This is a genomic window from Methylocapsa sp. S129, assembly GCF_009765995.1.
Classification (GTDB): Bacteria; Pseudomonadota; Alphaproteobacteria; order Rhizobiales; family Beijerinckiaceae; genus Roseiarcus.
Genome location: NZ_LMUI01000060.1, coordinates 311,440 through 337,702 on the forward strand (window position 1 = coordinate 311,440; position 26,263 = coordinate 337,702).

General features: G+C 62.4%; 21 protein-coding genes and 1 tRNA gene. 15 read left to right on the forward strand and 7 right to left on the reverse strand.

Annotated features, from left to right (window positions below):
- Positions 1-120 precede the first annotated feature (120 nt).
- The 4 genes from GSQ90_RS31825 (at position 121) to GSQ90_RS31840 (ending at position 5,820) form a co-directional block, all read left to right on the forward strand.
- Complete coding sequence (locus tag GSQ90_RS31825; protein WP_246731866.1) at positions 121-1,341, forward strand: efflux RND transporter periplasmic adaptor subunit; 1,221 nt, start codon at positions 121-123, stop codon at positions 1,339-1,341.
- Positions 1,342-1,343: 2 nt separating this feature from the next.
- Positions 1,344-4,499, forward strand: coding sequence for an efflux RND transporter permease subunit (locus GSQ90_RS31830; RefSeq protein WP_158818993.1), 3,156 nt, complete (start codon positions 1,344-1,346; stop codon positions 4,497-4,499).
- Positions 4,500-4,595: 96 nt separating this feature from the next.
- A complete protein-coding gene (locus tag GSQ90_RS31835; protein WP_158818994.1) occupies positions 4,596-5,342 on the forward strand; it encodes a YebC/PmpR family DNA-binding transcriptional regulator in 747 nt (248 codons plus the stop codon).
- A 235-nt stretch (positions 5,343-5,577) separates the two neighbouring features.
- Positions 5,578-5,820 carry a hypothetical protein gene (locus tag GSQ90_RS31840; protein ID WP_158818995.1) on the forward strand — a complete coding sequence of 81 codons (243 nt, stop codon included), beginning with the start codon at positions 5,578-5,580 and terminating at the stop codon, positions 5,818-5,820.
- Here the strand turns inward: GSQ90_RS31840 and GSQ90_RS31845 are convergent.
- Positions 5,782-6,351, reverse strand: coding sequence for a hypothetical protein (locus GSQ90_RS31845; RefSeq protein ID WP_158818996.1), 570 nt, complete (start codon positions 6,349-6,351; stop codon positions 5,782-5,784). The genes GSQ90_RS31840 and GSQ90_RS31845 overlap by 39 nt on opposite strands.
- Before the next feature lie 365 nt (positions 6,352-6,716).
- Between GSQ90_RS31845 and GSQ90_RS31850 the strand changes: the two genes are divergently transcribed.
- On the forward strand, positions 6,717-7,304 hold the full coding sequence (locus GSQ90_RS31850) for a helix-turn-helix transcriptional regulator (RefSeq protein ID WP_158818997.1): 588 nt from the start codon (positions 6,717-6,719) through the stop codon (positions 7,302-7,304).
- A gap of 80 nt (positions 7,305-7,384) precedes the next feature.
- Entirely contained in the window at positions 7,385-8,551 is a 1,167-nt protein-coding gene (gene dapE, locus GSQ90_RS31855) for a succinyl-diaminopimelate desuccinylase (protein WP_158818998.1), read from the forward strand.
- A 118-nt stretch (positions 8,552-8,669) separates the two neighbouring features.
- Here the strand turns inward: dapE and GSQ90_RS31860 are convergent, their stop codons facing one another.
- The gene (locus GSQ90_RS31860) at positions 8,670-9,614 is read right to left on the reverse strand and encodes a flagellar biosynthetic protein FliO (protein WP_158818999.1); all 945 of its coding nucleotides are present in this window, start codon (positions 9,612-9,614) and stop codon (positions 8,670-8,672) included.
- Between the two features lie 315 nt (positions 9,615-9,929).
- Here GSQ90_RS31860 and cckA point away from each other — a divergent pair, with 315 nt between their 5' ends.
- The 5 genes from cckA (at position 9,930) to GSQ90_RS31885 (ending at position 16,532) form a co-directional block, all read left to right on the forward strand.
- Complete coding sequence (gene cckA, locus GSQ90_RS31865) at positions 9,930-12,446, forward strand: cell cycle histidine kinase CckA (RefSeq protein ID WP_158819000.1); 2,517 nt, start codon at positions 9,930-9,932, stop codon at positions 12,444-12,446.
- 99 nt (positions 12,447-12,545) lie between these two features.
- Positions 12,546-13,388: a MoxR family ATPase gene (locus tag GSQ90_RS31870; RefSeq protein ID WP_158819001.1), complete on the forward strand. Its 843-nt coding sequence runs from the start codon at positions 12,546-12,548 to the stop codon at positions 13,386-13,388.
- A 49-nt stretch (positions 13,389-13,437) separates the two neighbouring features.
- Positions 13,438-13,962, forward strand: a complete 525-nt coding sequence (locus GSQ90_RS31875) for a histidine phosphatase family protein (protein WP_158819002.1) — start codon at positions 13,438-13,440, stop codon at positions 13,960-13,962.
- Between the two features lie 117 nt (positions 13,963-14,079).
- Positions 14,080-15,522 (forward strand): YcjX family protein, encoded by a 1,443-nt coding sequence (locus GSQ90_RS31880; protein ID WP_158819003.1) that lies wholly within the window; start codon positions 14,080-14,082, stop codon positions 15,520-15,522.
- A complete protein-coding gene (locus tag GSQ90_RS31885) occupies positions 15,519-16,532 on the forward strand; it encodes a YcjF family protein (protein ID WP_158819004.1) in 1,014 nt (337 codons plus the stop codon). The genes GSQ90_RS31880 and GSQ90_RS31885 overlap by 4 nt, the downstream gene beginning before the upstream one ends.
- 75 nt (positions 16,533-16,607) lie before the next feature.
- Here the strand turns inward: GSQ90_RS31885 and GSQ90_RS31890 are convergent, their stop codons facing one another.
- Positions 16,608-17,036, reverse strand: coding sequence for a hypothetical protein (locus GSQ90_RS31890; protein WP_246731867.1), 429 nt, complete (start codon positions 17,034-17,036; stop codon positions 16,608-16,610).
- Positions 17,037-17,220: 184 nt separating this feature from the next.
- Between GSQ90_RS31890 and GSQ90_RS31895 the strand changes: the two genes are divergently transcribed.
- Both GSQ90_RS31895 and GSQ90_RS31900 read left to right on the forward strand, forming a co-directional pair.
- On the forward strand, positions 17,221-17,919 hold the full coding sequence (locus tag GSQ90_RS31895; RefSeq protein WP_158819005.1) for an HAD-IA family hydrolase: 699 nt from the start codon (positions 17,221-17,223) through the stop codon (positions 17,917-17,919).
- 80 nt (positions 17,920-17,999) lie between these two features.
- Positions 18,000-18,074: transfer RNA gene (locus GSQ90_RS31900), tRNA-Val, on the forward strand.
- Positions 18,075-18,394: 320 nt separating this feature from the next.
- On the opposite strand, the gene GSQ90_RS31905 is transcribed toward GSQ90_RS31900, so the two are convergent.
- Genes GSQ90_RS31905 through GSQ90_RS31915 form a run of 3 tightly spaced genes read right to left on the reverse strand, consistent with a single transcriptional unit; the run spans position 18,395 to position 21,370 of the window.
- Positions 18,395-18,586: a hypothetical protein gene (locus GSQ90_RS31905; RefSeq protein ID WP_158819006.1), complete on the reverse strand. Its 192-nt coding sequence runs from the start codon at positions 18,584-18,586 to the stop codon at positions 18,395-18,397.
- A gap of 15 nt (positions 18,587-18,601) precedes the next feature.
- Positions 18,602-19,819, reverse strand: a complete 1,218-nt coding sequence (locus tag GSQ90_RS31910; protein ID WP_158819007.1) for a patatin-like phospholipase family protein — start codon at positions 19,817-19,819, stop codon at positions 18,602-18,604.
- A 21-nt stretch (positions 19,820-19,840) separates the two neighbouring features.
- Complete coding sequence (locus tag GSQ90_RS31915) at positions 19,841-21,370, reverse strand: hypothetical protein (protein ID WP_158819008.1); 1,530 nt, start codon at positions 21,368-21,370, stop codon at positions 19,841-19,843.
- A gap of 275 nt (positions 21,371-21,645) precedes the next feature.
- On the opposite strand from GSQ90_RS31915, the gene GSQ90_RS31920 reads away from it, so the two are divergent.
- On the forward strand, positions 21,646-24,570 hold the full coding sequence (locus tag GSQ90_RS31920; RefSeq protein ID WP_158819009.1) for a caspase family protein: 2,925 nt from the start codon (positions 21,646-21,648) through the stop codon (positions 24,568-24,570).
- A gap of 127 nt (positions 24,571-24,697) precedes the next feature.
- Here GSQ90_RS31920 and GSQ90_RS32245 read toward each other — a convergent pair whose 3' ends face one another.
- Complete coding sequence (locus GSQ90_RS32245; RefSeq protein WP_210255035.1) at positions 24,698-24,838, reverse strand: hypothetical protein; 141 nt, start codon at positions 24,836-24,838, stop codon at positions 24,698-24,700.
- Positions 24,839-24,955: 117 nt separating this feature from the next.
- Between GSQ90_RS32245 and GSQ90_RS31925 the strand changes: the two genes are divergently transcribed.
- Positions 24,956-25,978: a hypothetical protein gene (locus GSQ90_RS31925; RefSeq protein ID WP_158819010.1), complete on the forward strand. Its 1,023-nt coding sequence runs from the start codon at positions 24,956-24,958 to the stop codon at positions 25,976-25,978.
- The last annotated feature ends 285 nt before the right edge of the window (positions 25,979-26,263 follow it).

Below are 26,263 nucleotides of genomic sequence, written 5' to 3' on the forward strand. Positions count from 1 at the left end.
CCCGTAAATATGACCCGTCGACCTATCGACCGGCGACCTGTAATATCGCGTCGGGATTTTCCTGCTGATGGCCTAGACATTGTCCAATTGTCCTAGCCCGCGACGTCATGGGAGTGCGCCTTGGCCCCATCTCACGGTTCACAGTCACGCCGCGGATGGACGCTCGTCATTATCCTGGCGGCGGTCGCGCTCGGCGGCTATTTCGGCTGGCGGCATTTCACCGGAAACGGCGCAGAGATAGCGGCCTCGGACGCCGCCAATAAAGGCCAGCCGCAGCCCACGGCCATTCCGGTGACCATCGCACAGGCGCAAACGGCCGACTTTCCGGTCTATTTGAATGGGCTAGGCACGGTGGAGCCTTACGACACCGTCACAGTCAACAGCCGGGTCGATGGCGAGATTGTCAAGATCGGTTTCAGACAGGGGCAGATGGTCAAGGAAGGCGATGTTCTCGCCGAGATTGATCCGCGACCCTATCAGGCGGCGCTCGACCAGGCCCAGGCCAAAAAAGCGCAGGACGAGGCGAACCTCAAGAATGCGCAGCTCAACCTCGAACGCTACAACACGCTCGCCAAACAAGACTTCGCCTCACGCCAGCAGCTCGACACGCAGCAGGCGATGGTCGATCAACTGACCGCACAGATCAAGGGCGACCAGGCGGCGGTCGACAACGCCCAGACGCAACTCGACTATACGACGATCAAGTCGCCGCTGGCCGGGAAAACGGGCTTTCGCCTTGTCGACCCCGGCAATATCGTGCATGCGAGCGCCACCACGGGCATTGTAACGATCGTCAAATTGCAGCCGATCTCCGTCGTGTTCACAGCGCCCGAAGAGGATGTGCCGCAGATCAACAAGGCGCTCGCCGCGGGGGCTGTGCCTGTCACTGCGCTAAGCTCGGACGGGTTGAAGACGCTGTCGCAGGGCCATCTTGCTCTCGTCAACAACGCTGTCGACCAGGCGAGCGGCGACATCCGCATGAAGGCCACCTTCGCCAACGAGGATAACGTCCTGTGGCCCGGCCTGTCGGTGGCGACGCGCCTGCTGGTTGATACGCTGAAGCAAGTCGTCGTCGTGCCCGAAGGCGCGGTAGAGCGCGGACCAAACGGGCTTTATGCCTTTGTGGTCGGCGACGATAACAAGGTTGAGATACGCGACATCAAGGTCAGCCAGGAAGGGAACGGGCAGTCGGTGGTCTCACAGGGATTGACCGCCGGTCAAAAAGTTGTGACCGCGGGCCAATACCGATTGAAGCAAGGCGCCCTGGTCGAACCGACCGACGCGACTTCTTCCGCTACGGCTCAAAACGCGGCGCCGAATGCGCCGGCCAAGGCGCCCTGATCATGGCGGGCGGCATCTCCGCGCCGTTCATTCGGCTGCCTATCGCGACCTCCCTTCTGATGGTCGGCATTCTGTTCGTCGGCATCATCGCCTATCCAAAATTGCCGGTGGCGCCGCTGCCGCAGGTCGATTTCCCGACCATTCAGGTGTCGGCCCAGCTTCCCGGCGCCAGCCCTGACACGATGGCCTCTTCCGTGGCCCAACCGCTCGAGACGCAATTTGCGCAGATATCGGGCGTCTCCGAGATGACCTCCGTCAGCACGCTTGGGTCGACCCAGATCACCATTCAGTTCGACCTCGACCGCAACATCGACGGCGCCTCCAACGACGTGCAGGGGGCGATCAACGCCGCCGGCGGCCAATTGCCCAAGGATCTTCCGAGCCCACCGACCTATCGCAAGGTGAATCCCGCCGACTCGCCTGTTCTTCTGCTCGGCGCGACCTCCGACACGCTGCCGTTGACCGAAGTCGACGACAATGTCGAGACCAAGCTCGCCCAGCAAATCAGCCAGGTTCCGGGCGTCGCCCAGGTCACCATCGGCGGACAGCAGAAGCCGGCCATCCGTATTCAGCTTGATCCGGCCAAACTCGTCGCCAAGGGGCTGTCGCTCGAAGATGTACGCATACCCCTCTCGGTCGTCACCGTGGATAACCCAAAGGGCACGATCTACAGCGGCAATCGCGCGTTCACGATCTACACCAACGACCAATTGATCAAATCCAAGGACTGGAACGACGTCATCGTCGCCTATCGTAACGGCGGCGCATTGCGAGTGCGCGATATCGGCCAGGCGGTGACTGGTCCGCAGGACACGACGCAGGCCGCCTGGGCCGACGGCAAGCGGGCCATCTTCCTGGTTATTTATAAGCAGCCAGGCGCCAATGTCATCGATACGGTCGACAAGATACTGGCCGAACTGCCGCACATAAAGGCGTCGATGCCGCCGGCGATCAATGTCTTCACCTTGAGCGACCGTACGCAAACGATACGCGCCGCCGTCCAGGACGTGCAGTTCACGTTGCTGCTGACGATCGCGCTCGTGGTGATGGTGATCTTCATTTTCCTACGCAACTTGTGGGCCACCATTATCCCGAGCGTAACGGTGCCGTTGGCGTTGCTCGGCGCCTGTTCGCTGATGTGGGTGGCGGGCTATACGCTCGACAATCTGTCGCTGATGGCGTTGACGATTTCGGTGGGCTTCGTCGTCGACGATGCGATCGTCATGCTCGAGAACATCACCCGCTATATCGAAGAGGGCGAGGCGCCGTTGGCGGCGGCGTTGAAGGGCTCAAGCGAGATCGGCTTCACCATCATGTCGATCAGCGTTTCACTGATCGCGGTGCTGATTCCCCTGCTGCTGATGGGCGGCATCATCGGGCGGTTGTTCCGCGAATTCGCGGTGACCCTGTCGATGACCATCGTCGTTTCAGCCGCGGTGTCGCTGACCTTGACGCCGATGATGGCCTCGCGCTTCCTGAAACCCCACAACGAGACCCATCACGGACGTCTCTACGCGTTGAGCGAACGCGGCTTCGACGCCCTGCTTAAAGGCTATGAGCGCGGTCTCGACTTCGTGCTCAAATTCCGCTTCCTGACGCTGCTCACGTTCCTCGCGACGGTGGCGCTATCGATCTATTTGTTCATCATCGTCCCGAAGGGCTTCTTTCCCCAGCAGGATACGGGGTTGCTCACCGGCATATCCGAGGCCGCGCAAGACATTTCCGTCGCCGACATGATGCGCCATCAGGTTGAACTCGGCGAGATCGTCCAGAAAGATCCAGCCGTCGCGCATGTGGCGATGTCGATAGGAGGCGCGGGAAACCCATCCAATAACGGCCGGATGTTCGTCACTTTGAAGCCGCGCGATCAGCGCACCGTCAACGCCGACCAGATCATCGCGCGCTTGCGGCCGCAACTCGACAAGGTCGAAGGCGCGAAATTATTCCTTCAATCCGCGCAGGACGTGCGCGTTGGCGGGCGATCTACGCGCACCCAGTATCAGTACACCTTGCAAGATTCCGATATCAACGAGCTCAACGAATGGGCGCCCAAGCTGCTCGCCAAGATGCAGAGCTTGCCTGAACTGCGCGACGTGGCGACGGATCAGGAAACGGCGGGCACGACGCTGACAGTGACTTTCGACCGCGATCAGGCCTCGCGTTTCGGACTGACCGCGCAGACGATCGACGATACGCTCTACGACGCCTTCGGCCAGCGCCAGATCGCCCAATATTTTACACAGCTCTCAAGCTACGAAGTGATTATGGAGGTCTTGCCAAGCCTGCAAAAGGACATGGCGACGCTCGACAAGATATTCCTGAAATCGCCGACGACGGGCGGCGAAGCGCCGCTTTCGACCTTTGCGAAATGGACGACGACGCCGGTCCAGCCGCTATCGATCAGCCACCAGGGTCAGTTCCCGGCGACCACGATCAGCTTCAATCTCGCGCAAGGCGTCGCGCTCGGTCAGGCGACGGACGCGATCCAGCGCATCCAGGACGAAATGAAACTGCCGGCCTCCGTCAGCACCAGCTTCCAGGGCACAGCCCAGGCGTTCCAGGATTCGCTTTCATCGGTGCCGCTCCTGATCCTGGCGGCGCTGGTGGTCGTCTACCTGATCCTTGGCATCCTCTATGAAAGCTACATTCACCCGTTGACGATTCTTTCGACTCTGCCTTCGGCAGGCGTCGGCGCCCTGGCGATGCTGATGTTGTTTCATTTCGACTTCAGCCTGATCGCGCTGATCGGCATCATCCTGCTCATCGGCATCGTGAAGAAGAACGGCATCATGCTCGTCGATTTCGCCATCGTCGCCGAGCGCGACGACCATTTGTCGGCGCATGACGCCATTCGCCGCGCCGCGCTCTTGCGTTTCCGGCCGATCATGATGACCACCATGGCGGCGATGCTCGGCGGCATACCGCTGATGCTGGGGACGGGCACCGGCTCGGAAATCAGGCAGCCGCTCGGCTATGCCATGGTCGGCGGCCTCATCGTCAGCCAGGCGCTGACCCTGTTCACGACGCCGGTGATCTATCTCTACCTCGACCAATTGTCCGATTGGATTCTAAGCTGGCGCAAGGCCGCCCCCAAGGACAAGCCAGACACAGCCCCGAAGGACGACGCCGTCGCCGCCTCGCCTTCCGTCCCCTCATGATCCGACGCAGAGGCCCAGTCTTCCCATCCTGATCCCGCCAGCGTATAGGTCGCCGTTTTCAATCAGGCGCCGCAGGCGCATCGTTCGGGGCGGGAAATGGCCGGTCATAGCCAATTCAAGAATATCATGCATAAGAAGGGCAAGCAGGACGCGATCCGCTCCAAGCTCTTCTCCAAACTGGCGCGGGAAATCACCGTCGCCGCCAAAATGGGTCTGCCCGACCCCGCGATGAATGCGCGTCTGCGCGCCGCGGTGATCGACGCGCGGGCTGAGAACATGCCCAAGGACAATATCGATCGCGCGATCAAGAAGGCGTCGGGCAGCGAAAGCGAGAACTACGACGAAGTGCGTTACGAAGGTTATGCGCCCGGCGGCGTCGCGGTCATCGTCGAGGCGCTGACCGACAATCGCAACCGCACGGCCGGCGACGTGCGCTCGAACTTCACCAAAGCAGGCGGCGCGCTCGCCGAAACCGGCGCCGTCTCGTTCATGTTCGATCGCGTCGGCCTCATCCTGTTCGACAAATCCGTCGCTTCGGACGATGCGATGCTGGAGGCGGCGATCGAGGCGGGCGCGGACGACGTGGTGTCCAGCGCGGACGGCCACGAGGTGATAACGGCGCTGGAATCCTTGCGCGACGCACAGAAGGCGCTGGAGGCGAAGTTTGGCGAGCCGCGCAAGGCGTCCCTTGTCTGGCGGCCGCAAAATACGATCGCGGTCGACGACGAATCAGGCGAGAAAATCCTCAAGCTGGTCGGCGCGCTGGAAGAAAACGACGACGTCCAGAACGTCTACGCCAATTTCGAAATCTCCGACGCGCTCATGGCGAAACTGCAGGGTTAGGCCGTAAGGCCCGCTTCAATAAAAATCCGCGAAAGCGGAGGTCGCTTTCGCGGATCGGGATTGCGCGTCGCCGCCAATCGATTCACATCAGGCGGGATCCCTGTCTTCGCGTTGCGCTTACCAGCCGCAACGCAGATGACCCCAACGATTGCGCCAGCAATGGCGGTGATGATGCCACCAGACTTTCTGAATTTGCCCCGAAGCATAGGGTTGCTCGAGCGAGGGCGACGCCAGCGTGAAGGCCGATGCCGGGGCCATCGAGAATGTCAACATTGCAGCGCCCGCAAGAGCGGCCAATGAGCAGCTTACCAATTTACGTGACAGCACGGTGTTCTCCTTCGCAGTTCACGAAACGGTGAAAGAAGAACACGCAAGAGATGAACGGAAGATGAAGCAAGAGGCGCCCGTGCGCAGCCGCGGCGCCAGACAGCCGCAAGGCTCATCGCCGTCCGGCCGTGACGCCGACAAGGACGCCTAGCGCGTCGAGCGCCACGCGCAGACGGTCGGTAACGATCGCGTCGGCGCGCCAAACGGTCGTCACCTCGGCAATATGGGCGCGGCAGTCGCGAACGCCGCCTCCTTCGATGACGATGCGCCGCACAATAGGCCAGGCGGCGGGGCCGGCGAGTCTCTGGGCCTCACGCAATTTGTCGCGCGCATGGAGCGCTATTTCGGTCGTCGGCAGGCCCGACCGCGGCCCGAAGCCGCCGCCACCGATTCGCTCTGGCGCGACGGCGCGCAAGGAATCGAGACACGCGCGCTGATGCAGCCGGCGAAGCGCTTCGCCGATCAGCCAGCGCAAATCGTTGAGCCGAGAATCATGGGGGGCCAGCGCGCGATGAACGCGCATGACGTCGAAGGGATCATCGATGCGGCGCGGGCGATCGATCCCGCGCTCCGTCGATTGTCCGCTCTCGGCCGCGCGGGCGAGGCGTTCCGGGGTGGCGTCGAGCTTTGCGTCAACGGCGGGCGGCGTTTTGGAATGGTGGGCGGCCTTTCGCTTCTTCATCGCACAAGCTCCGCACAAAGCGCGCCCGGAGAGGTGCAAAACGAACTGGTCGGCTCGGGCGAAAGGCGCGCAGGGACCGAACGTCGCGGCACGATGACATCGGGCGGCGCGCAGCCGTGAGCGCTTTGCAGATCGCGGAGATGCGCGGCGCAAGCGCCCGCGCTTTCGCTACGTGGGGTCTGGCTTCTGGGCGCGCGTCGGCGCGCGCGGGCGTTGCCCATCGCTTGGCTCCAATCGGGTTTGAGACAGTAAGACGCGGTTCGGTGACGCGTTCACGTTATGTTCTATATTTCCGAACTTTTTGTCAAGAAATATTTCTGAAATTCATGATTGCCATTTGTTCTGAAAAGCAGAATAGTCTTGAAATGACAGTCGATTGGATTCGCAAAGCGCTTGTGGAAACCGGCAAGACCCGCAGCGGCCTGGCCAAGGCCCTGGGGCGTTCGCCCTCAGCGGTGACCGACCTGCTCAACGGCTCACGCCGCTTGCGCGCCGAGGAAATCGCCGTCGCCGTCGAATATCTCGGCGTCGAGCCGCCGCGCCTTGTGGGCGGCGGGCGGGCGCCGCCGCGCGATGGGCGCGTGCCGCTGGTCGGCTATGTCGGCGCGGGCGCGGTGGCTCATTTCTACTCCGACGGACAGGGGCCGTTCGACGAAGTGCCGGCGCCCGATGCGGCAAGCGGCCATACGGTGGCCGTGCAAATACGCGGACATTCGCTTGGCGCCCTGTTCGACAATTGGTTGGTGTTCTACGACGATGTGCGCGATCCGCCCGGCGATGACCTTGTAGGGCGCATGTGCGTATGCGGATTGGCGGATGGGCGGATTCTCATCAAAGCGCTCAAACGCAGCCAGAGCGCCGGCCTGTGGAACCTTCTCTCCAATCTGGAGCCGCCGATCTACGACGTCGCTCTCGACTGGGCCGCAGTCGTGCGCGAAATGCGGCCGCGATAGCAGCGTGACCTTTTCGCAATGAATCAGGAAAAACAAACCCGACGCGCGATGCCTGCCGATCAGCACCGGAAGCGCGTCCGGTGAGCCCTCCCGATGCTGTTGAAATCGCACGCAGGCTGATCGCGCGACGTTCGGTGACGCCGGCCGACGACGGCGCATTGCCCTATCTGCGCGGGCTGCTCGAGGCGGCTGGCTTCGCGGCTGAAATTGTTTCCTTCGCCGAACCCGGCATGGCGACGATCGACAATCTCTATGCGCGCATCGGCGCTGAGTCGCCGCATATCGTGTTCGCCGGTCATACCGATGTGGTGCCGACCGGCGATCCCAACAAATGGCGGTTCGATCCGTTCTCGGGCGAAGTCGCCGAGGGCATGGTCTGGGGCCGCGGCGCCTGCGACATGAAAGGCGGCCTCGCCGCGGCGGTCGCCGCCGCGTTGCGCGTCGTCGACGGCGGCGGCCTCAAGGGTTCGATCAGCTTTCTCGTCACGGGCGATGAAGAAGGGCCGGCTGTCAACGGCACGGTGAAATTGCTCGAATGGGCGCGCGCGAAAGGCGAGCTTTTCGATCATTGCATCCTTGGCGAGCCAACCAGCCGTGAAAAGCTCGGCGATATGATGAAGAACGGACGGCGTGGCTCGCTCACAGGGCGCCTGACCTTGCTCGGCAAACAGGGCCATGTCGCCTATCCCCATCTTGCCCGCAATCCGATCCGCGCCTTGGCGCCGATTCTCGCTTGTCTGCAGGCGCCCGCGCTCGACGCGGGAACTTCATCGTTCGAGGCGTCCAATCTCGAAATCATCAGCGTCGATGTCGGCAATGGCGCGACGAATGTCATTCCAGGCGAAGTCCGCCTTGTCTTCAATGTCCGCTTCAATGATTTGTGGTCGCCCGAGAGCTTGAGCGGAGAGATCGAAAAGCGAATCGAGGGCGCAGCCCATGGCGCAAGCTACGATCTCAAATTCGATTCCACCAACGCGGTCGCGTTTCTCACGCCAAGCGGCGCTTTCACGACGCTCCTGAGCGATGCGGTCGAGGATATCGTCGGGCGCCGGCCTGTTCTCTCGACGAGCGGGGGCACCTCGGATGCGCGCTTCATCAAAACGGCCTGCCCGGTTGTCGAACTCGGGCTTGTCGGCCAGACGATGCATGGCGTTGACGAGCGCGCCTCCATCGAAGACATCGAAATGCTGGCGCGCGTTTACGAGCGCGCGCTGACGCTTTATTTCCCGGCGTTCGCGCGGAAATAGTCGCCCCGGACTGAACGACGCCTTCGACAACCCAAACCCGTCGGCGAGCCGCCGCTTCGCCCGCCATGACCGCTTCCGGGCGAATGTAGGGCCGGGCGCAATACTCCTTAGCCTTTCCTCAAGACTCGCGCCCCAGCAGGCGCGCCATTTCCGCCTCGAGCGAATCCAATCCGGCGAAAGGGTCGCCCTTAGCGCCGGCGGCGGGCGCCGGCGGCGCTGGAGGGTTCGGGGCCTTCTGAGCAGACGCAGCAGGCGGCGGCATAGGAATGACCAGCGACTTCGTCGGCGCCGCGGGAGGGGTCGACGGCCCGGACGAAACGACGATCGGGGGGGGCAAAGGCGACGGTTTGGGCGTCGGAGGCGGAGGCGCGCCCGGCCGCAACGGCAAGACCAAAGGCTTGGCTGGCGCGCGGGTTTCGACGGGGTCGATCGCAGGCTGAACCTTGGGGGCGTTGGGGGCGATAGTCGGCGCGGCAGTCTGTTGCGGCGGCTGCGCTGGAATTTGCGGCGGCTTGGGCGGCGGGACGGGAGCCGGCTCAGGTCGAATCGCGGCGCGAACAGGCGCGGGAATGACGACAGGCGCCGGCTGCGTCACGGACCGAAGCGGCGGTATCGTCGGCGCGGCGGCGGCTTTCGTGGGCGCTTGCGCCTGGACTGGCATTGGCGCCGGCGTCGCTGGTTTGGGCGCGGCTGGCGCGGCCCCCGAGGACGTGGCGGCCTCCTTATCGCGCGGCTGGGCCTGTTCGCGCGGCAGGGCCTGAGGTTGCGCCCGTACGATTTGCGACTCGACGACAATGTCGTTAGGGCCGCCGATCATCAAGAGATGCTCGACATTGTCGCGCCGCACAATGACAAGCTGGCGTTGCCCGTCCAGAGAAAAAGCGTCGACCAGGCCCAACCGCGGCTGACGCGCCTTGCCGCCGCCTGAAAAGCGCAACCGATGGCCAAACAACACGCGATAGGCGACGATCAGTATAGCAATGGCGACGATCGCTATTCCCACCAGCGCCGCGATTTGCAGTAGGGGTTTGTCGCCAAGCGGAAGATTAGTTAACCATTGCATGCGCTATCCTAATATCCCAAGCATTCGCCTTGCGTCTTCGGAAACGACGCCCCTTGGAGCGTTCAAAAACGTCCATATCAGATGAAGCGGCGGCGCGCGACTGGCGACATGCTCCTATCACAATTTTGGACGCAGACCGCCGATTTATTCGGTTAAAAAGCCGCCCATCCGCCTCGCGGCGGACCCGGGACGCCGGAACCTCGTTGCAAAGGCGCCCCCGGAGCCGCATTCTTGTCGAATCGGCCCGTTCGGCGAATAACGCCGCGTCGAGAGCGAGAGAGAGTGCGTTATAAATTGGCCGAGGAAAGTCTACCGATGAGCCCGTTGACGACGTCCGCCGCCATTGACCGCACCGATCGGGGCGCCAACCCCGGCTTGCTTGTGCTGCTGATGGTTTGTCTGCTCGGCGCCGTCGGCTTGTTTTATTTTCTGCCAAGCGGGCAAGGCGCCAAGCTTCTGTTCTGGATGATCACGGCTCTGGCCATGTTGGGAATTTTCTCAACACTTCTCTATACGTTCGGCATTTTGCAATTTGCCGGACAGACCGCCCGCAACGATACGACAAAGGCCATCGCGGACACCAATTCCGATGGCCTCATCGTCATGGACGCGGAATCGCGCATCGTCTACGCTAACGAAGCCTACATGACGTTTTCGGGCGCCCATGGCGCAGCGGATCTGCGCGTGGTCGAGCGTCTCTTTTCCGGCGCTCCTGAAGTCTCCGAAGCGATCTATCGGCTCGCGCAAGCGGCGCGCGAAGGCAAGCGCGGCGCCGAGGAATTGCGGATGTCGCCGCCTCTCACCGGCGAGGCCGCAGTCGCCTGGTATCGCATTCGCGTGCGCCCTTTGGAGAATCTGGGTCGGAGCCGCTCGACGCTATGGACCGTTTCGGACATCACGCGCGAACGAGAGCGTCATGAGAACGTCTTTCAGGAGCTTCAGCACGCGATCGACTATCTCGATCATGCGCCGGCCGGCTTCTTCTCCGTCGAACCCGGCGGCGCGATATCTTATTTGAACGCGACCCTCGCCGGCTGGCTTGACTATGATCTGGCGCAGTTCGGCTCGGGCGGCCTCAAACTTTCCGATATTGTCGCGGCCGACGGCGTCGCGCTTATCGATGTCGTGTCCGGACGGCCAGGCGAAGTAAAGACCGAACAATTCGATGTCGACCTCAAACGCCGCACCGGGCGCTTCCTGCCGGTGCGCATTCTGCACCGCGTCGCTTATTCGAGCGACGGTTCGCCCGGCCCTTCGCGCACGCTTGTCATCAATCGCGCGCCCGGCGAGGAAAAGGCCGAAGACTTGCGCGCCGCTGAAGTGCGTTTCGCGCGCTTCTTCAACTCGACGCCGATGGCCATCGCCTCGGTCGACGCCGATGGCGTCATTTTGCGATCGAACGCGGCATTCGCGCGGCTCGCGCCGTCAGCTTTGCGAACCGTCGCGGGTGAAGGCGGCCCGACAATCTATCGCGGAATCATCGAGCGCGATCGGGCGGAATTGCGCGAGGCGATCGCGGCGGCCGGCGAAGGCAAAGGCGACATCAACCCGATCAACGCGGGGCTGTATGGCGCCGGCGAACGCTCGGCGCGCTTCTTTGTTTCCGCAGCCGATCCCAGCGGCGATGAAGGCGCTAGCGCGACTGTTTTCGCGCTCGACACCACCGAACAGCGCATGCTTCAGGAGAATTTCGCGCAGAGTCAGAAAATGCAGGCGATCGGACAATTGGCCGGCGGCATCGCGCATGACTTCAACAACGTCTTGACCGCCATCATCGGTTATTCCGACCTGCTGCTGGCCAACCATCGGCCGACAGATCCCTCCTTCCAGGACATCATGCAGATCAAGCAAAACGCCAACCGGGCGGCCGGTCTGGTGCGTCAGCTCTTGGCCTTTTCACGCCGTCAGACGCTTCGCCCGCAGACTCTGCAATTAAGCGACGTTTTGTCGGAACTGCAGATGCTACTGCGTCGTCTGGTGGGCGAGACGATCGATCTCGACATCAAGCATGGCCGCGATCTCTGGCTGGTCAAGGCCGACCTCAATCAATTCGAGCAAGTCATCGTCAATCTGGTCGTCAACGCGCGCGATGCGATGGCCGAGGGAGGCCGCATCTATTTGCGCACGCGCAACGTCACGCCCGCCGACTGCGCGACGTTTCAGGAGAAATCGCTGGTTCCGGCCGAATATGTCCTGATCGAGGTCGAGGACAATGGCCATGGCATACCGGCCGATGTGCGCGACAAAATATTTGAACCGTTCTTCACCACCAAGGAAGTCGGCAAGGGCACTGGCCTTGGCCTTTCGATGGTCTATGGCATTGTGAAGCAGGAGCACGGCTATGTTTTCTGCGAAAGCGAGCCGGGCCGCGGCGCGACATTCCGTATCTTTTTGCCGCGTCACTTCCCAACTGTCGCTGACGAACCGCCCAAGAAGGAAATCGCCAAGCCAGCCGCCGATCTTACCGGGCGCGGCGCGATTCTGCTCGTGGAGGACGAGGAGGCCGTGCGCGCCTTCGCCTCACGCGCGCTGGCCTCGCGCGGCTATACCGTATTGGAGGCGGATTCGGGCGCGGATGCGCTCAAGGTCGTCGCCAATGCGGGCGGCGCTATCGATCTCATCGTTTCCGACGTCATCATGCCGGAAATGGACGGCCCCAGCATGCTCACCGAATTGCGCCGAAGAGGACTGACCGCCAAGATCATCTTCGTCTCCGGCTATGCCGACGACGCCTTCGCCAAGAACCTTCCCGAGGGGGAGGAATTTCTGTTCCTGCCCAAGCCGTTCACGCTCAAGCAACTGGTTGAGGCAGTGAAGGGCGCGATGAGCTGAGAGGAGCGCCGCGGCGCGCGGATGGCGAGCGGCCCCGCCAGGCTTTGCGCCGCGTCCTCCGCGCTGATAAGCGTGCCGTTCCACGCCGCGAGGTTATCCATGCTTTTTGAGGGCACCCAGACCTATATCGCCACCGAGGATCTGAGAATCGCAGTCAACGCCGCCATCGTTCTGGAGCGGCCGCTGCTCATCAAGGGCGAGCCCGGCACCGGCAAGACGCTGCTCGCCGAAGAGATCGCGGGCGCGCTCGGCGCGCCGCTGCTTTCCTGGCATGTCAAATCGACGACCAAGGCGCAGCAAGGCCTCTACGAATATGACGCGGTGTCGCGCCTGCGCGATTCGCAATTGGGCGATGCCCGCGTCTCCGACATCCGCCACTATATCAAGCGCGGCAAGCTCTGGGAGGCGTTCGCGGCGCCCGAGCGCCCGGTTTTGCTGATCGACGAAATCGACAAGGCGGACATCGAATTTCCCAACGATCTGCTGCTTGAACTCGATCGGATGGAATTCTTCGTCTATGAGACCGGCGAGACGGTCCGCGCGGTCCGCCGCCCGATCGTCGTCATCACCTCGAACAATGAAAAGGAATTGCCGGACGCTTTTCTCCGGCGCTGCTTCTTTCATTACATCCGCTTCCCCGATCCCGAGACGATGCGGGCGATCGTCGAGGCCCATTATCCCGGCATCAAGAAGCGTCTCGTCGAAGAAGCCCTGCGCATCTTTTTTGACCTGCGCGAGGCGCCTGGCCTCAAGAAAAAGCCTTCGACATCGGAGCTTCTCGATTGGCTGAAACTGCTGCTCAACGAGGATATTTCGCCCGAAATGCTGCGCGAGCGCGATCCCAAGAAACTGATCCCGCCATTGCATGGCGCGCTGCTGAAGAACGAACAGGATGTGCATTTGTTCGAGCGGCTCGCTTTCCTCAATCGCCGTGAACGGTAAAGCGCGCTTGAGGGGTGCAAACGCGCCGCCGTCTTGCTATCGTGACGCCATGCTTCGCCTTCTGCTCCTGCGCCATTCCAAGGCCGTCCCTTTCCAGGGAAGCGGCGATCATGAGCGCGCTCTGACGGAGCGCGGCAGGAGCGACGCCGCGCGGCTTGGTTTGTATATCGCGAGCGAAAGGCTCGCGCCGGACCTGGCTGTGCATTCGGGCGCCCGGCGCACCAAGGAAACGCTCGCCATCGTCCTTGGCAAGCTGCGACCGGGCATAAAGGCCTCCGCGGAACCCAGCCTCTACAACGCCGCCAACGCCACATTCCTGGATGTCTTGCGCCATAGTCCCGACAAGGCCGGAACGCTTCTTCTCGTTGGCCACAATCCGACGATGGCCGAAATGGCCGATCGGTTGGCCGGAACGGGCGAGAAAACCGCGATGGCGCGGATGGCGATCAAATTCCCGACTTCGGCATTGGCGATCGTGGATTTCGACGCCGATCATTGGGCGGCGGTCGATGAGGGCATGGGCCATCTTGTCGACTTTGCGACCCCCGCAAGCCTCGGCGGCAGGGACGATTGAAGACGGCGGCGGCAATCCCCAATCGAGCGGTTAGAGGAGAGCGGCCCGAACCTTCCCGCTGGGAAAACCCGCCCAATCACCCTAAATAGGGCGATTGCTTCACCCGGCGCCTCCTGCTTGTCCCTTTTCAACGATCTTGTCTTCGAAGCCGGCATCGCCGCGCGCAGCCTCGCCGAATATCTGGGCGGCGGCGGATTGCGGTTGGGCGTCACCGGTCTGTCGCGCGCGGGCAAGACTGTCTTTATCACCGCGTTGGTCAACAATCTCATCGGACGCGCGCGCCTGCCGGTGTTAGGCGCTTCGGCCGAAGGGCGCATCGCGCGCGCCACGCTGGAGCCGCAGCCCGATGACGCGGTGCCGCGCTTCGCCTATGAGGACCATCGGGCGGCGCTGACCAGCGAGGAGCGGCGCTGGCCGCAGTCGACGCGGCGCATTTCGCAATTGCGGCTCACCATAGAGTTCGAGCGCGCGAAAGGCTGGGGCGCCAGAGCCTCCACCCTGACGCTGGACATTGTCGACTACCCCGGCGAATGGCTGCTCGACCTGCCGTTGCTGGGCAAGAACTATGCGCAATGGTCGCGCGAAACGCTGGATGCGAGCGCAACGGCGGCGCGCGCGGCGCTGGCCCAGGATTGGCGCGGCTATCTCGCCGGCCTCGATCCAACCGCGCCCGCCCAGGAGGAGATGGCGAGAAAGAGCGCCGAACTCTTTACCGCCTATCTGCGCAAATCCCGCGAGGACGTCTACGCGCTCTCCACCCTGCCGCCCGGGCGCTTTCTGATGCCCGGCGATCTCGAAGGCTCCCCAGCCCTAACCTTCGCGCCGCTGCCCGTTCCAGAAGGCGCCGACATCGGTCCTGCCTCGCTCGCGGCGATGATGGAGCGGCGCTACGAGGCCTATAAGACGCATATCGTGCGCCCGTTCTTTCGCGACCATTTCTCGCGGCTCGACCGGCAGATCGTCCTCGTCGATGCGCTCGCGGCGTTGAATTCCGGGCCGGCGGCCCTGCGCGATCTCGAAAACGCGCTGGCCGAGGTTCTGCAGGCCTTTCGCGCCGGCCGCTCGTCGCTACTCTCGACCCTGTTCCGTCCGCGCATCGACCGCATCCTTTTTGCGGCGACCAAGGCCGACCATCTGCACCATGCGAGCCACGATCGCCTGGAAGATATCTTGCGTTTGCTAACCGCGCGCGCGATCCAACGCGCGGAGGGGGTCGGCGCATCCATCGACGTGATCGCGCTTGCCGCCATCAGAGCGACACGGGAAGCGCAGGTTCGCCACGACGGCCGGACGATGGACGCCATCATCGGCGTGCCGGAGGCGGGCGAGCGGCTCGACGGCCAGATTTTCGACGGCAAGGCCGAAGCGGCGGTGTTTCCCGGCGAGTTGCCCGCTGACCCCAAGGCGGTCTTTGCAGGAGATGCGATCGCGTTGCCGGAATCGGAAAACGACTGGCGTTTCCTACGCTTTCGCCCACCGCTGACTGCGCTAGGCGCCTGCCCGCCGCATATCAGGCTGGACCGCGCGCTGCAGTTCCTGATCGGGGACAAATTGGCATGAACGAACCGCGCCCCCGCCCCCGCGCGTTCCGGCTGGACGATGTTGAGGTCGTCATCGAGTCGCAAAGCGAACCGATCCCCGCGCTCACGCACGAAGTCACGCTCGACGAAGGCGAACGCGAGATCGAGATCGCCCAGCAAAAAGGCATGCTCGCGCGCTGGCGTCCGAGCCTTGGCGCCTTGTTCTGGTCTGGCCTCGGCGGCCTCGTCTCGCTGGGCCTCGGACTGTGGTTCACAGAACTCGTCGAAACCCTCTTCGCTAAAGCGCAGGCTTTGGGATGGATCGCCGCCGGTCTTGGCGCGCTCGCGGCCATCGCGCTCGCCGCAATCGCTGCGCGCGAGGTCGCGGCCATCCTGCGCCAGAGCCGCATCGCGCGTCTGCACGCCGAGCTCGCGCAAGCCAGGGCGAACGACGACGGCGACGCCGCGCGCCCGCTGATCGCCCGCCTTATCGCGCTCTATGAGCGTCGACCGGAGACGGCGGCCGGGCGGGCGGAGACGGCGGAAGCCGTGCGCGCGATCATCGACGGGCGCGATCTCATCGATATCGCCGAGCGCGCCTTATTGCGCCCGCTCGACGCCAGGGCGCAAGGGGAGATCGCCGCCGCCGCCAAGCGCGTCTCGATGGTGACGGCGATCAGCCCGCGCGCCGTGCTCGACGTGATTTTCGTCATCGCGCAGATCGTCTTTCTGATCCGGCGCATCGCCGAAATCTATGGCGGCCGGCCGGGGCTGCTCGGCTTCTTCAAACTGGCGCGATCAGTCGGCGCCCATATCGCGATCACCGGGGGCATGGCGGTCGGCGACAGCCTGGTGCAGCAGGTGGTCGGCCATGGCATCGCCTCGAAGATTTCGGCGCGGCTCGGCGAGGGCGTGCTGAATGGCCTGCTGACGGCGCGCGTTGGGCTCTCGGCGCTAGCCGTCTGCCGGCCCGCCCCGTTCGGCGCGCAAAAACCACCCGGCGTTTCCGATGTCGCGCCGTTTCTGTTTGGCGCCGGCAAAAAGCCCTGAAAAGCTGACGGCTTTCGGGGTGCGCGGCTCCGGTCGAGAGGATCGCGCGGCGCCGCTCATCCAGCCAAAAGGCGCCTACTTCACCGGCGGCGTGCAGACCACATATTGATCGGCGATGATTTCGCGATCGCCCTGCTTTTCCTTCTGGAAATACAGATAGCAGATGCTCAGCGAGCCGGTCCGGTAGTCGACCCGGAAGACGCCGCCTTCCTGCTCATGGCGGGTGGCGATCAGGCCATATTCGCCAGGATCCAGTTTGGTCGCGCCTTCGCCGGCGCGGTAGCAGACGGTGATGCCGAAAGCGCCGGGCTCGATATCGGTCTTGCCAGGATTATGCCCGTATTGGCAGGCGATGACTTCGCCGGTCAGTTTGTCCAGCCGGTATACCAGACTGAGATTGATCTGCGGGGCGGCGAGAAATTCATAGTTCGAGGCGCTGGCGGGCGCCGGAAAACCTGCCGCCATCAGGATCGTCGCCGCCAGTATCGGATTCCGTACGCGCATTTTGGCCTCGCTGAAGATTTTTCGGTTCGCATCGTTATGCGAATCATGTGGCGGCATTCTATCCTGACAAGGACGATGCGAAATGTTTCCGCGACCGGAATCGGGCGCGCGGCGCGGCCGGAAATCTGCTTTCCCAAATCGCCGCGCTTGAACCTCGCGCCGGCATCCCTTATCGACTGCGCCCATGATCAAAGCAGCGCCCGTTCTCGTCTTCGATCTCGACGGCACCCTGGCGGAAACGGCGGGCGACCTGATTGGCACGCTCAACGTCATTTTGGCGCACGAAGGCCTCGCGCCCGTGCCGCTCGCCAGCGCGCGCCATCTGCTAGGGGCCGGCGCGCGGGCGCTGATCGCGCGCGGTTTCGCACACGCTGGCCGTTCGCTGGCGCCCGAAAAACTGCAGCAATTGTTCGGTGATTTCCTCGACCATTATAACGCGCATATCGCCGATGACAGTTGGCTTTTCCCCGGCGTCGAAGCCGCGCTCGACCGCGCGGCCGAGGCGGGCTACGCGCTCGCCGTTTGCACCAACAAGCTCGAGCATTCCTCCCATCTTCTGTTGCGCGCGCTGGGGATCGCCGATCGTTTCCAGTTTGTTTGCGGCCAGGACACCTATGGCGTCGCCAAGCCCGACCCGACGCCGCTGATCGAGACCATCGCCCGGGTCGGCGGCGACCGGGCGCATGCGATCATGGTGGGCGATTCGCGCACCGACATCGACACCGCCCGCGCCGCTGGCGTGCCGGTCATCGCCGTCGATTTTGGCTATACCGACGTTCCTGTCGCGGAACTGCATCCCGACCGCGTCATTTCCCATTTCGATCAATTATGGGCGGCGGTCGCCGCCATCGGCGACAACCGCGCCAACGCGCTCGCGCTGTGAATTTGTCCCTACGTCCGAAAGCGCCGCGCCGCCTTGACTTGCCGCGCGCCCCTGCCGTAAACGAAAGTCCCGGTCTTTAAGGGCGATTAGCTCAGCGGGAGAGCACTCCCTTCACACGGGAGGGGTCGCAGGTTCGATCCCTGCATCGCCCACCATTCAGTCCCGCACAGCCGCGTTGATTCGCCGCTAGTGCGAATCTCTCGACATTCCCGTGAGTTACCGGACCTCAGCACGGTCTGTGTAGGGGGTCGCAGGCTGACGCGCATTGGACGGTCCAAGGAGACCGAAAGTCTCCACGTACAAAATTTCGCTTCCCGACAGGCGGGAGGCCTCCTCCACAGAACAGCCCAATCAATACCGCATGACCGCATCAGCAAAGATTCGCGTTATTGAACGATGGTCATTTTTTTGACCGGCGCGCGGAAGGCGCAGGTAGCCGGCGTGTTTGTGCCGGCGGCGCCAACCCGAGAACGGTTCATTGCTCGGACCTCACCATCGGCAGGTCCATCAGGCGCTTGACGCCGAAACCACGGGGCAATCGCCCCTCGATCGCAGCCTCGACAATGGGCGGCGCGACAAAAGCAAGAGACAGCGTCATGCGGATCGAACGTTCGGTTTTGCCCTCACGGATCGAAATGGCCGCCAGGGTCCGATGAGGATGGCGCACCTCGCGAAATCCTCCTCACTTTTCGATTTTCTTGTCATCTGGCGCCAAAGCGCTGGATTCGTCGCCAAGTAACGAGCAGCCAGCCAAATCGGCGAGAAGCACCTGCCGCTCCGCAGCCTTTTGGCCGATTTCGTCTAGGCGCTCCATGCCGCCAGGATCGTCGAAGCGCCGCAACTGCGCCAATTCCGCCGGGGCGAGCGTTACGCCGAGTTTTTCTTTCAACCAATCCGCCTCGAGTCTCACATCGTAACGGAAATAGCGAAACAGCGAACCGAAGGGCGGCTCGCAATCTGCAAGGTCGCCGATCTCCGAATTGATCGGCCAGGGTGAACCGCCCTTGCCAAGCCAGGACATCAATGTCAGCGTCAATGCTTGATTTTCGGCGATCTGCTGCATCAGCGAGCGCAAGGCGATGCCGATCGATCCAGCGCGCCGCCAATTTTTCTTTGTGACGATCGGGCGAAACGAGCCGGTGCCGATCGAAACCACGGTCAGCCGATCGACCCCCAATGGCCAGTTGATGCGGTGGCCCGGAAGGATTGTGGTCAGCAACAACGCCAAGGCCGGATCGTTATGCGGCGTCAGCCCGCCGTCCACGAAAACCGCCGGCGGCGCGCCTTCGACGATCGAGATTTCCTGCGGATCGAAATAATGCGGCGCGGCGGTAGAGGCGCGCACCACGTTGGCGAGTGAATAATGGCGGTTGCCAATGAAAGAGCCGTCCTCCGGCGTCTCCCAAAATTGGCTCTTTGGATTATTGGTCAAAATCCACGCGCCGCCCTTATCGATCCTCTTGAGCATCACGCCAAGTCCGGTTTGCAGATCTGGCGAGTCCAGCGTACGACGGTCGAAGACCGCAAAAATTTCATCGCGCAACGCCTGTGCGTCGAATTTTGCCTGCCACCCAGGCATGCGCAGCCATGGCCGGCGAAAGACGCGCGGTCCCATCCGCAGGTAGAATTCGCGGATTTCGGCGGCGGGGATTCCGAGCGCCAGGGCGGTGGCGACGATTGCGCCCGTGGATGTGCCTCCGATGAGATCGAAACGATCGCACAGCCGCACCTTCGCGCCGGCGCGGTCGGTCAGCAGGCTCTCGAGACGCGTGAGGAAACCAAGGGCGACAAGGCCGCGTATGCCGCCGCCGTCAATCGACAAGATAGCTTTGCGGCCCGGTGCAAACAGATGCCGGTCGCGCGCCAGAGGAGCTTTGTCTGAATTCAGCGTTTCCGGCATGGCTTGTCGATTCTGCTGTTGTTACAGAACTTCAACGACATTACGCCAACGGGCGACATCGTCGCGCATGATATGCGCCGCCCTGACAGCGGCGGCTTGCGCAGTCGCTGCGGTCGGAGGCGTTTCGGCGATCGCCTTGGCGAGACTTTTCAACCTTGCAGCGAGAAAATCCGAACGCTCCGCTTGCCGCACCACGTCGAGATCGCGACGCACGCCGTTGAGCAGGGCGTAAAGCGTGGGCGCCGCCGTCAGCGCCAAGCCGATAGCCGAGGAAAGCCCGAATTTATAGCTGAAACGCGTGCTGAAAGCCAAAGCCGCGAAAATGACGCCAAGCGCGACAAAGAGGAAAAGCATGGCGAGAGCCGCATGGCGAAAACTGCGGTCGAGACGATGAAAACGCAGCGACGCGGAATCGTGATAGGCGACCTGCTCGGCGATTTCGACTTTCAGCAGGTAGCTCAAAACGGCAGGCGCCGCCGACTCGGACAATGACTCGGCCGGCGAAGCGGCGCGAGCGACCCGTTGGACCATCCAGGCGACCCAGTCCAATTCGGCAGGCGGGATCGGGGCTGCCCCGCATAGGACGAGGAAGCGTTGAACGCGAAGAGATTCGGCAAGGCGCCGGTAGTCGAGCCATTTTTGGCGCCAGCGACGACCGCGCGCGATACGGCTTTGATAAAAGATCGCCCCCGTCACCAGAATTTGGATGGGAATCGTCACCAGCGACGCCGCTGGCGCGAGCGCGCCGATCAGGCCGGAAAGGGCGTTCATCATCAGCAGCAACATCGACCGCGACACCAACGTGCTGCGCCAACGTTCGCCATAGGCGAGCGCGAGGGCGTCCGCCCGGACGTAGGCGGCGTGAATCGCGTCGATGGACGCATACGCGCTGGGTCGCGCCTGCTCGGCGATGGAGAAAGCGTGATCCCATGACATATCTGGCGCGCGCAGCGGATTCTTGCGCTGACCGATCAGCCAGAGCAGAAGATCATATGCGCGGCGACCCACCGGCGCCCCGTCCTGCTCTCCAAAAAATTCCGTGAGATTTTTCGCCTCCATCGGATCGGACGGCGGGGCAAAGGCGGAGGCGATCGCCTCTGGCGCGGCAGACGGCAAAATGTCGTTCTCATGGCGGCGCTCCGGCGTCAGCGGATGGGCGCGGCCGACCGAAAAGGCTAGATCGCCATCCGCAGCGGACGGCAGGATCAGCGCCGGCGTCAAGCCGGCGAAAGAAAGATCCTGCTGCTGCGCCACGACAACGAGATCGCAAAGTCGCGCAAGAATTTCCGATGTGGCGTCGATTGTGTCGACCGCACAATCATATTTTTGCGCCGCCTCGGTCAATCCGGCCACTTGTCCGGATACGGCGGGACGAAGAATCCGCAGACGCGGGTGGCTGCCGTAAACATGCGGCCATCGCGCGCAGGCCTGCGCGGCGCTGTCTCGAATGCACGCCAGAGCGGCGGCGATTGTGGCCGATTGTTCCGCTGGCGTGTCAGCCGCCCACAGAATTGCGAAACTGCTAATCGGGACGGCGCTCAAAACAGGCATTTTTGGCGGTTACCGCAGGGTCCTTTGAGGTTTCAGCAAAGGCAATTGCCTCGTCGCTGTCAATGTTTCCGGTCGCCGAGTCCACGTCGTGACGGGTGCGAACTTGTATACCGTGATTGGAACGGTCATTCTTGCGGAGTAGCGGACCTGCCGGGAGGAGGCGCGCGGTGAGGACAGAGCCATTTCGGATCGCAACGCTAGCGCGGTGGGCGACGGCGCTGTGGTTCGGATTGGCGACCGCGAATTCCCCAGCGTCTGCACGCGAACTTTCCGCCATGAGTGGCGAGGAGATCACGGTATTGCAGCAGCGGCTGACCGACGCCGGCTGCTACACGGGCGCGATCGACGGGAAGGTGAGCGAGGCGCTGGCGGCGGCGAAGAAGGCATGCCCAGACCAGGAGCCCGTGCTGCGGATCGAGACTGGAATGCACGTGGCGGCGATCAAGCGAGCTGGCGTTGACGCGAATTGCCGACTCGCCGTCACGGGTTCCGACGACAAAACCGTGCGAGTTTGGTCGTTGCCGGAGGGCCGCCTGTTACGGACGGTGCGCCCGCCCATTGGCGAAGGCGATTTAGGCAAAATCTACGCTGTTGCGATAACGCCGGACGGTCGACAAATCGCCGCGGCAGGATACGATGCGCATTCGGCTGTCGACGACAAAATGGGCGTCTATCTCTTTGACGCCGCCGCCGGGGACGCAGCCCGGAAAATCGGCGATTTCGACGAAGTCATCAACGATCTGGCCTTCTCGCCTGATGGAGCCAGGCTCGCAGTCGCGATTGACGACAATAAAGGCGTTCGTGTGTTGGACCTCGCCAGCGGCCAGCAAATCATGGACGATACTGATTTTCATGGCCCGAGCTTTGGCGTCGTCTTTGGACCCGACGGATCGCTTTACGCGGCCGGCATGGATGGTTTCCTTCGCCGTTACGGACCCGATCTGAAACGCGCGGTCAAGATAGCTGCGCCCAGCGGAAAGGAGCCCTTCAAAATTGCCGTCGATCCGTCGGGTCGGCTGCTCGGGGTCAGTTATAACAGGAGCGTTGCGATCGACATTGTCGACGCCAAAACGCTGAAGCTTGTTGTTCGCGCCGATACCCATAGCGTCTTGGGCGATGACCTCGGTTCTGTCGCGTGGGCGTTTGGCGGATCGCGGCTCGCGGCGGGCGGAACCGCCGTGCTGCCGATCGGCGGCAATCAGTCCGGCGTCAGGACGTGGCTCCCGAACGGGCGAAAGGTCGAGGCCGACGTTCCAATCTCGAGCCAAACAATCACGTCGCTCCGCGAGTGCGCAGACAAAATCCTATTTGCGACGGCGGTTCCAAGCTTCGGTTTTCTCGGGGCTTCAGGAGACGCGACAACATTGCGTTCGGGCGTCACCATCGATGCTCGCAATAAACTCGGGGCTGCGTTCACAATATCGAAAGACGCAAAGAAGGTGAGATTTGGACTGGGCAACGGCATCGAGCGGCCGGTCTTATTTGATCTGGCTGGCGGAACGCTTATTGACGAACCGGACTCAAACGCAACCTTCCTCGAGCCGAAGGTGACTGGACTGCGTATTCGATATTGGAAGGACAATTTGAAGCCCCTGATCGGCGACAGACAGCTCGACCTTCATCCTCATGAGGGATCGCGCTCACTTGCCATACGAACGGACAATAAAGCCTTTGTGTTGGGGACAGATTGGGCAGTCTATTACACATCCGCCAATAGCGCTGCTGGCTGGCACAAAAGGGGCCCAGGCATAGCCTGGGGCGTCAATCTCGGGAAAGACGACAGGCTGGTGGTCGCGGCTTTCGGAGACGGCACGATCCGCTGGTATCGCTCCACCGACGGACAAGAGCTATTGTCTTTGTTCATAAATGCTGTGGACCGCCGCTGGGTCGCTTGGACGCCCACGGGCTATTACATGGCGTCGCCCGGCGGCGAGGATCTGATCGGCTGGCACGTCAATCGCGGCTGGGCGCAGCAGGCGCAGTTCTTCCCAGCCTCGCGCTTTCGCGATCGCTTCAACCGCCCCGACATCGTCAAGCTCGTGCTCGACACCCTCGATGAGGACGCCGCGGTCAACCAGGCGAACGCCACCGCGCACAGGAACACGGATACGACGCCGCTGCTCGCCCGCCTGCCGCCCTTGATTCGCTTCCCCCCTCCCGCCGACGGCGGCCGCGTCGCGACTCCGGAGGCGACGCTCGACTATGCTTGGCGCTCGCCGTCCCGCCTACCTGTCGATCGCATCGACGTGCTGATCGACGGCCGGCCCGTGAAGGAGGTTGCGCTGCCGCTGCGTCTCGCCGACGCCAATACGGAGGTTCAGGGTTCGCTCAAAATCGCGATGCCGCCGCACGATATTGAGGTCGGACTGATCGCCTGGTCCGGCGAAATCGCGAGCGAGGCGGCGCGGGTCACGCTCACATGGACCGGGCCCGCCGCGCCCAAGCCGCAGGGGCGCAAGCTGCGCGCGCTGATCGCGGGAGTCAGCGATTACGAGGCCTCCGACATGGCGCTCGCCTATGCCGCCAAGGATGCGCATGATTTCGCCCACGCGATTGAAGGCCAGAACGGCGGCTACTACGCCGAGGTCGAGACGCGCGTGCTGGTCGACCGGCAAGTCACACGCGAAAATCTGATCGACGGGCTCGACTGGCTCGCCAAACAGGAGAATGGCCCGGACGACGTCAGCGTGCTGTTCCTCGCAGGACACGGTCTCACCGACGAGAAGCTGACCTATTGGTTCCTGCCCTCGGACGCGACCGAGGAAAAAGCGCACAGCCGCGGCCTTTCGCAAGACGACGTGCGCCGCGCGCTGACGAACGTTCCCGGCAAGGTCGTCTGGTTCCTCGACACCTGCTACGCCGGCGGCGCGGCGAAACGGACGCCGGTCGACATGAACGTGTTGCTCAATACCATCGCGTCGTCCGAAAACGGCGGCATCGTCGCCTTCGCGTCCTCGAAAGGCGAGGAAACCTCGATTGAGAGCAGCGCCTGGAAGAACGGCGCCTTCACCAAAGCGCTGGTCGAGGGCGTCGAACAGGGCAAGGCGGCGGCGTTCGGCGGGGACGCGATCACGACCTCGATGCTCGACGCCTTCCTCCAGGCTCGCGTGAGCGCCCTCACCGACGGCGAGCAGCATCCCGTGATGAATCGACCGCCGCAGGAAGCGGACTTCACGTTCGCGCTGGCAATGAAGCCCTGATTGCTATCGCGGGAGCTTGAATCCCCTATGCCTTCGGCCTAAGAATTTGATAAGTTGCTAAATCGTTAACGGGCGGGGCTTTCATCGGCATCTCTTGAACCGATGAGTTCAAACTCGATTCGCCGATCTAAGGCGCATCGAGATGAAGGAGCGTTGCCTGTATTTTTTTGCCGAGCGGTTCGGAAGCGATCTGATTGTCGAGGAAGGTATTTCCGCGCATTTTTTGCACAGGGGCGCCAAAATGACTGTTCTGCGTCGAAGCGCTCATGGTTTGCTCTCAACTGCGCTTGCGTTTTTGCTGGCGAGTTGCGCCTATACCGACCATTTTGAAGATCGTTCTGGCGCCTATGGCGCAGTGGCGGCGCAATCGCGCGACAGAATGATCTTGACCAACGTGCTGCGCGCCAGCCATGGCGAGCCATTGAGTTTCGTGTCGGTCGGCGCCATCAACGGCATCAGCTCGGCGCAATCGACCTTTGGCTTACCGCCGCTGGTTTTGGGGCCGCATGTCGCGGCGGCCAGCAGCGGCCTTAGCCATGCGTTGCAGGGGGAAACAATTTTCGGCGGCAGTGTCGGCGGCGGCAATGGTTTTGTCGGAAACTCCGTCAATGCGTTGGCGTCGACGAATTTTCAGGTCACTCCAGTTGAAACCAAGGAGTTTTATGAGGGCCTGTTGCGCAATGTCGATCCGCGCATCCTGCAATTGTTCGTCGAACAGGGTATTGCCCGCGAGCTTTTATTCTATCTATTCACCGACAGAATTATCGTCGAAAAAGCCGGAAAAAAAGCGGAGTTCCGCAACGACCCGCTCGATCCGAAATTCGGCGCCTTCCAACGCTATGTCAAGCTTGCGATAGACTACGGCCTTGCGAGCGAACCCCAACCGCATCGCGCCAAGGTGCAAGTTGCCGATTCTAACAAGAAGACGACGGCGGATGGGCCGGAGGTTTGGCAACTTTGTTTCGATGATCTCCATCGTGCGCAGAACGTCCCCGAAGCAAGCGACACGCCGAAATGCGGAGGGAAGATCAATTCGGTTGAAGAGCGCACCGTGAGCTTCAAATCTCCAGCGGGCGAGTTAGAGAAGCTGACAGTCATGCCCCGCTCGCCGTTCGGCATCTTCCAATATCTTGGCCGGATCGCGGCAAGTGGCGAGAAAGGCCAGATAAGGTTGCAAAGCGACGAGGCGATCGACAAGCCCCCGTTCAAGGACGAAGTGCTGTTTGAAGTCGTCAGCGGTACGCAAGCCGACTGCTACTTGTCGGTATCCTTCAAAGGGCAGGATTATTGTATCCCGGAGACGGCGATCAATTCTAAGAGAATTTTAGGGTTGCTGACGCAATTGATCGCCCTCAACACGGCCATTTCCGACGTGCCCGTCACGCCGAGCGTCCGCGTCATTCAATGAGACGCCGGCGTGACGCGAGGCTTTGGTTCGCCGTGCTTTTGCGGTAGCTCGACAAATGCCGCGCCGAAGCTTTCGAAGTCGGGGCGTCGACATATTTTGTACGAGATTATCGGCCGGCCAGGCCGCCGCCAGAGATGTCACGAGGCCAAAACAGAAGGCCCGGAACGAGCGCGCAGCCGCGAAAAGGCTTCTTCGAATTTTGGTAAGCGATGTTTTGATCCCACCTTTCGCGTGAGGGGATGATCTGAGAGTCTTCGGCGGGTTGGCCGTTGGACTTAGAATGAT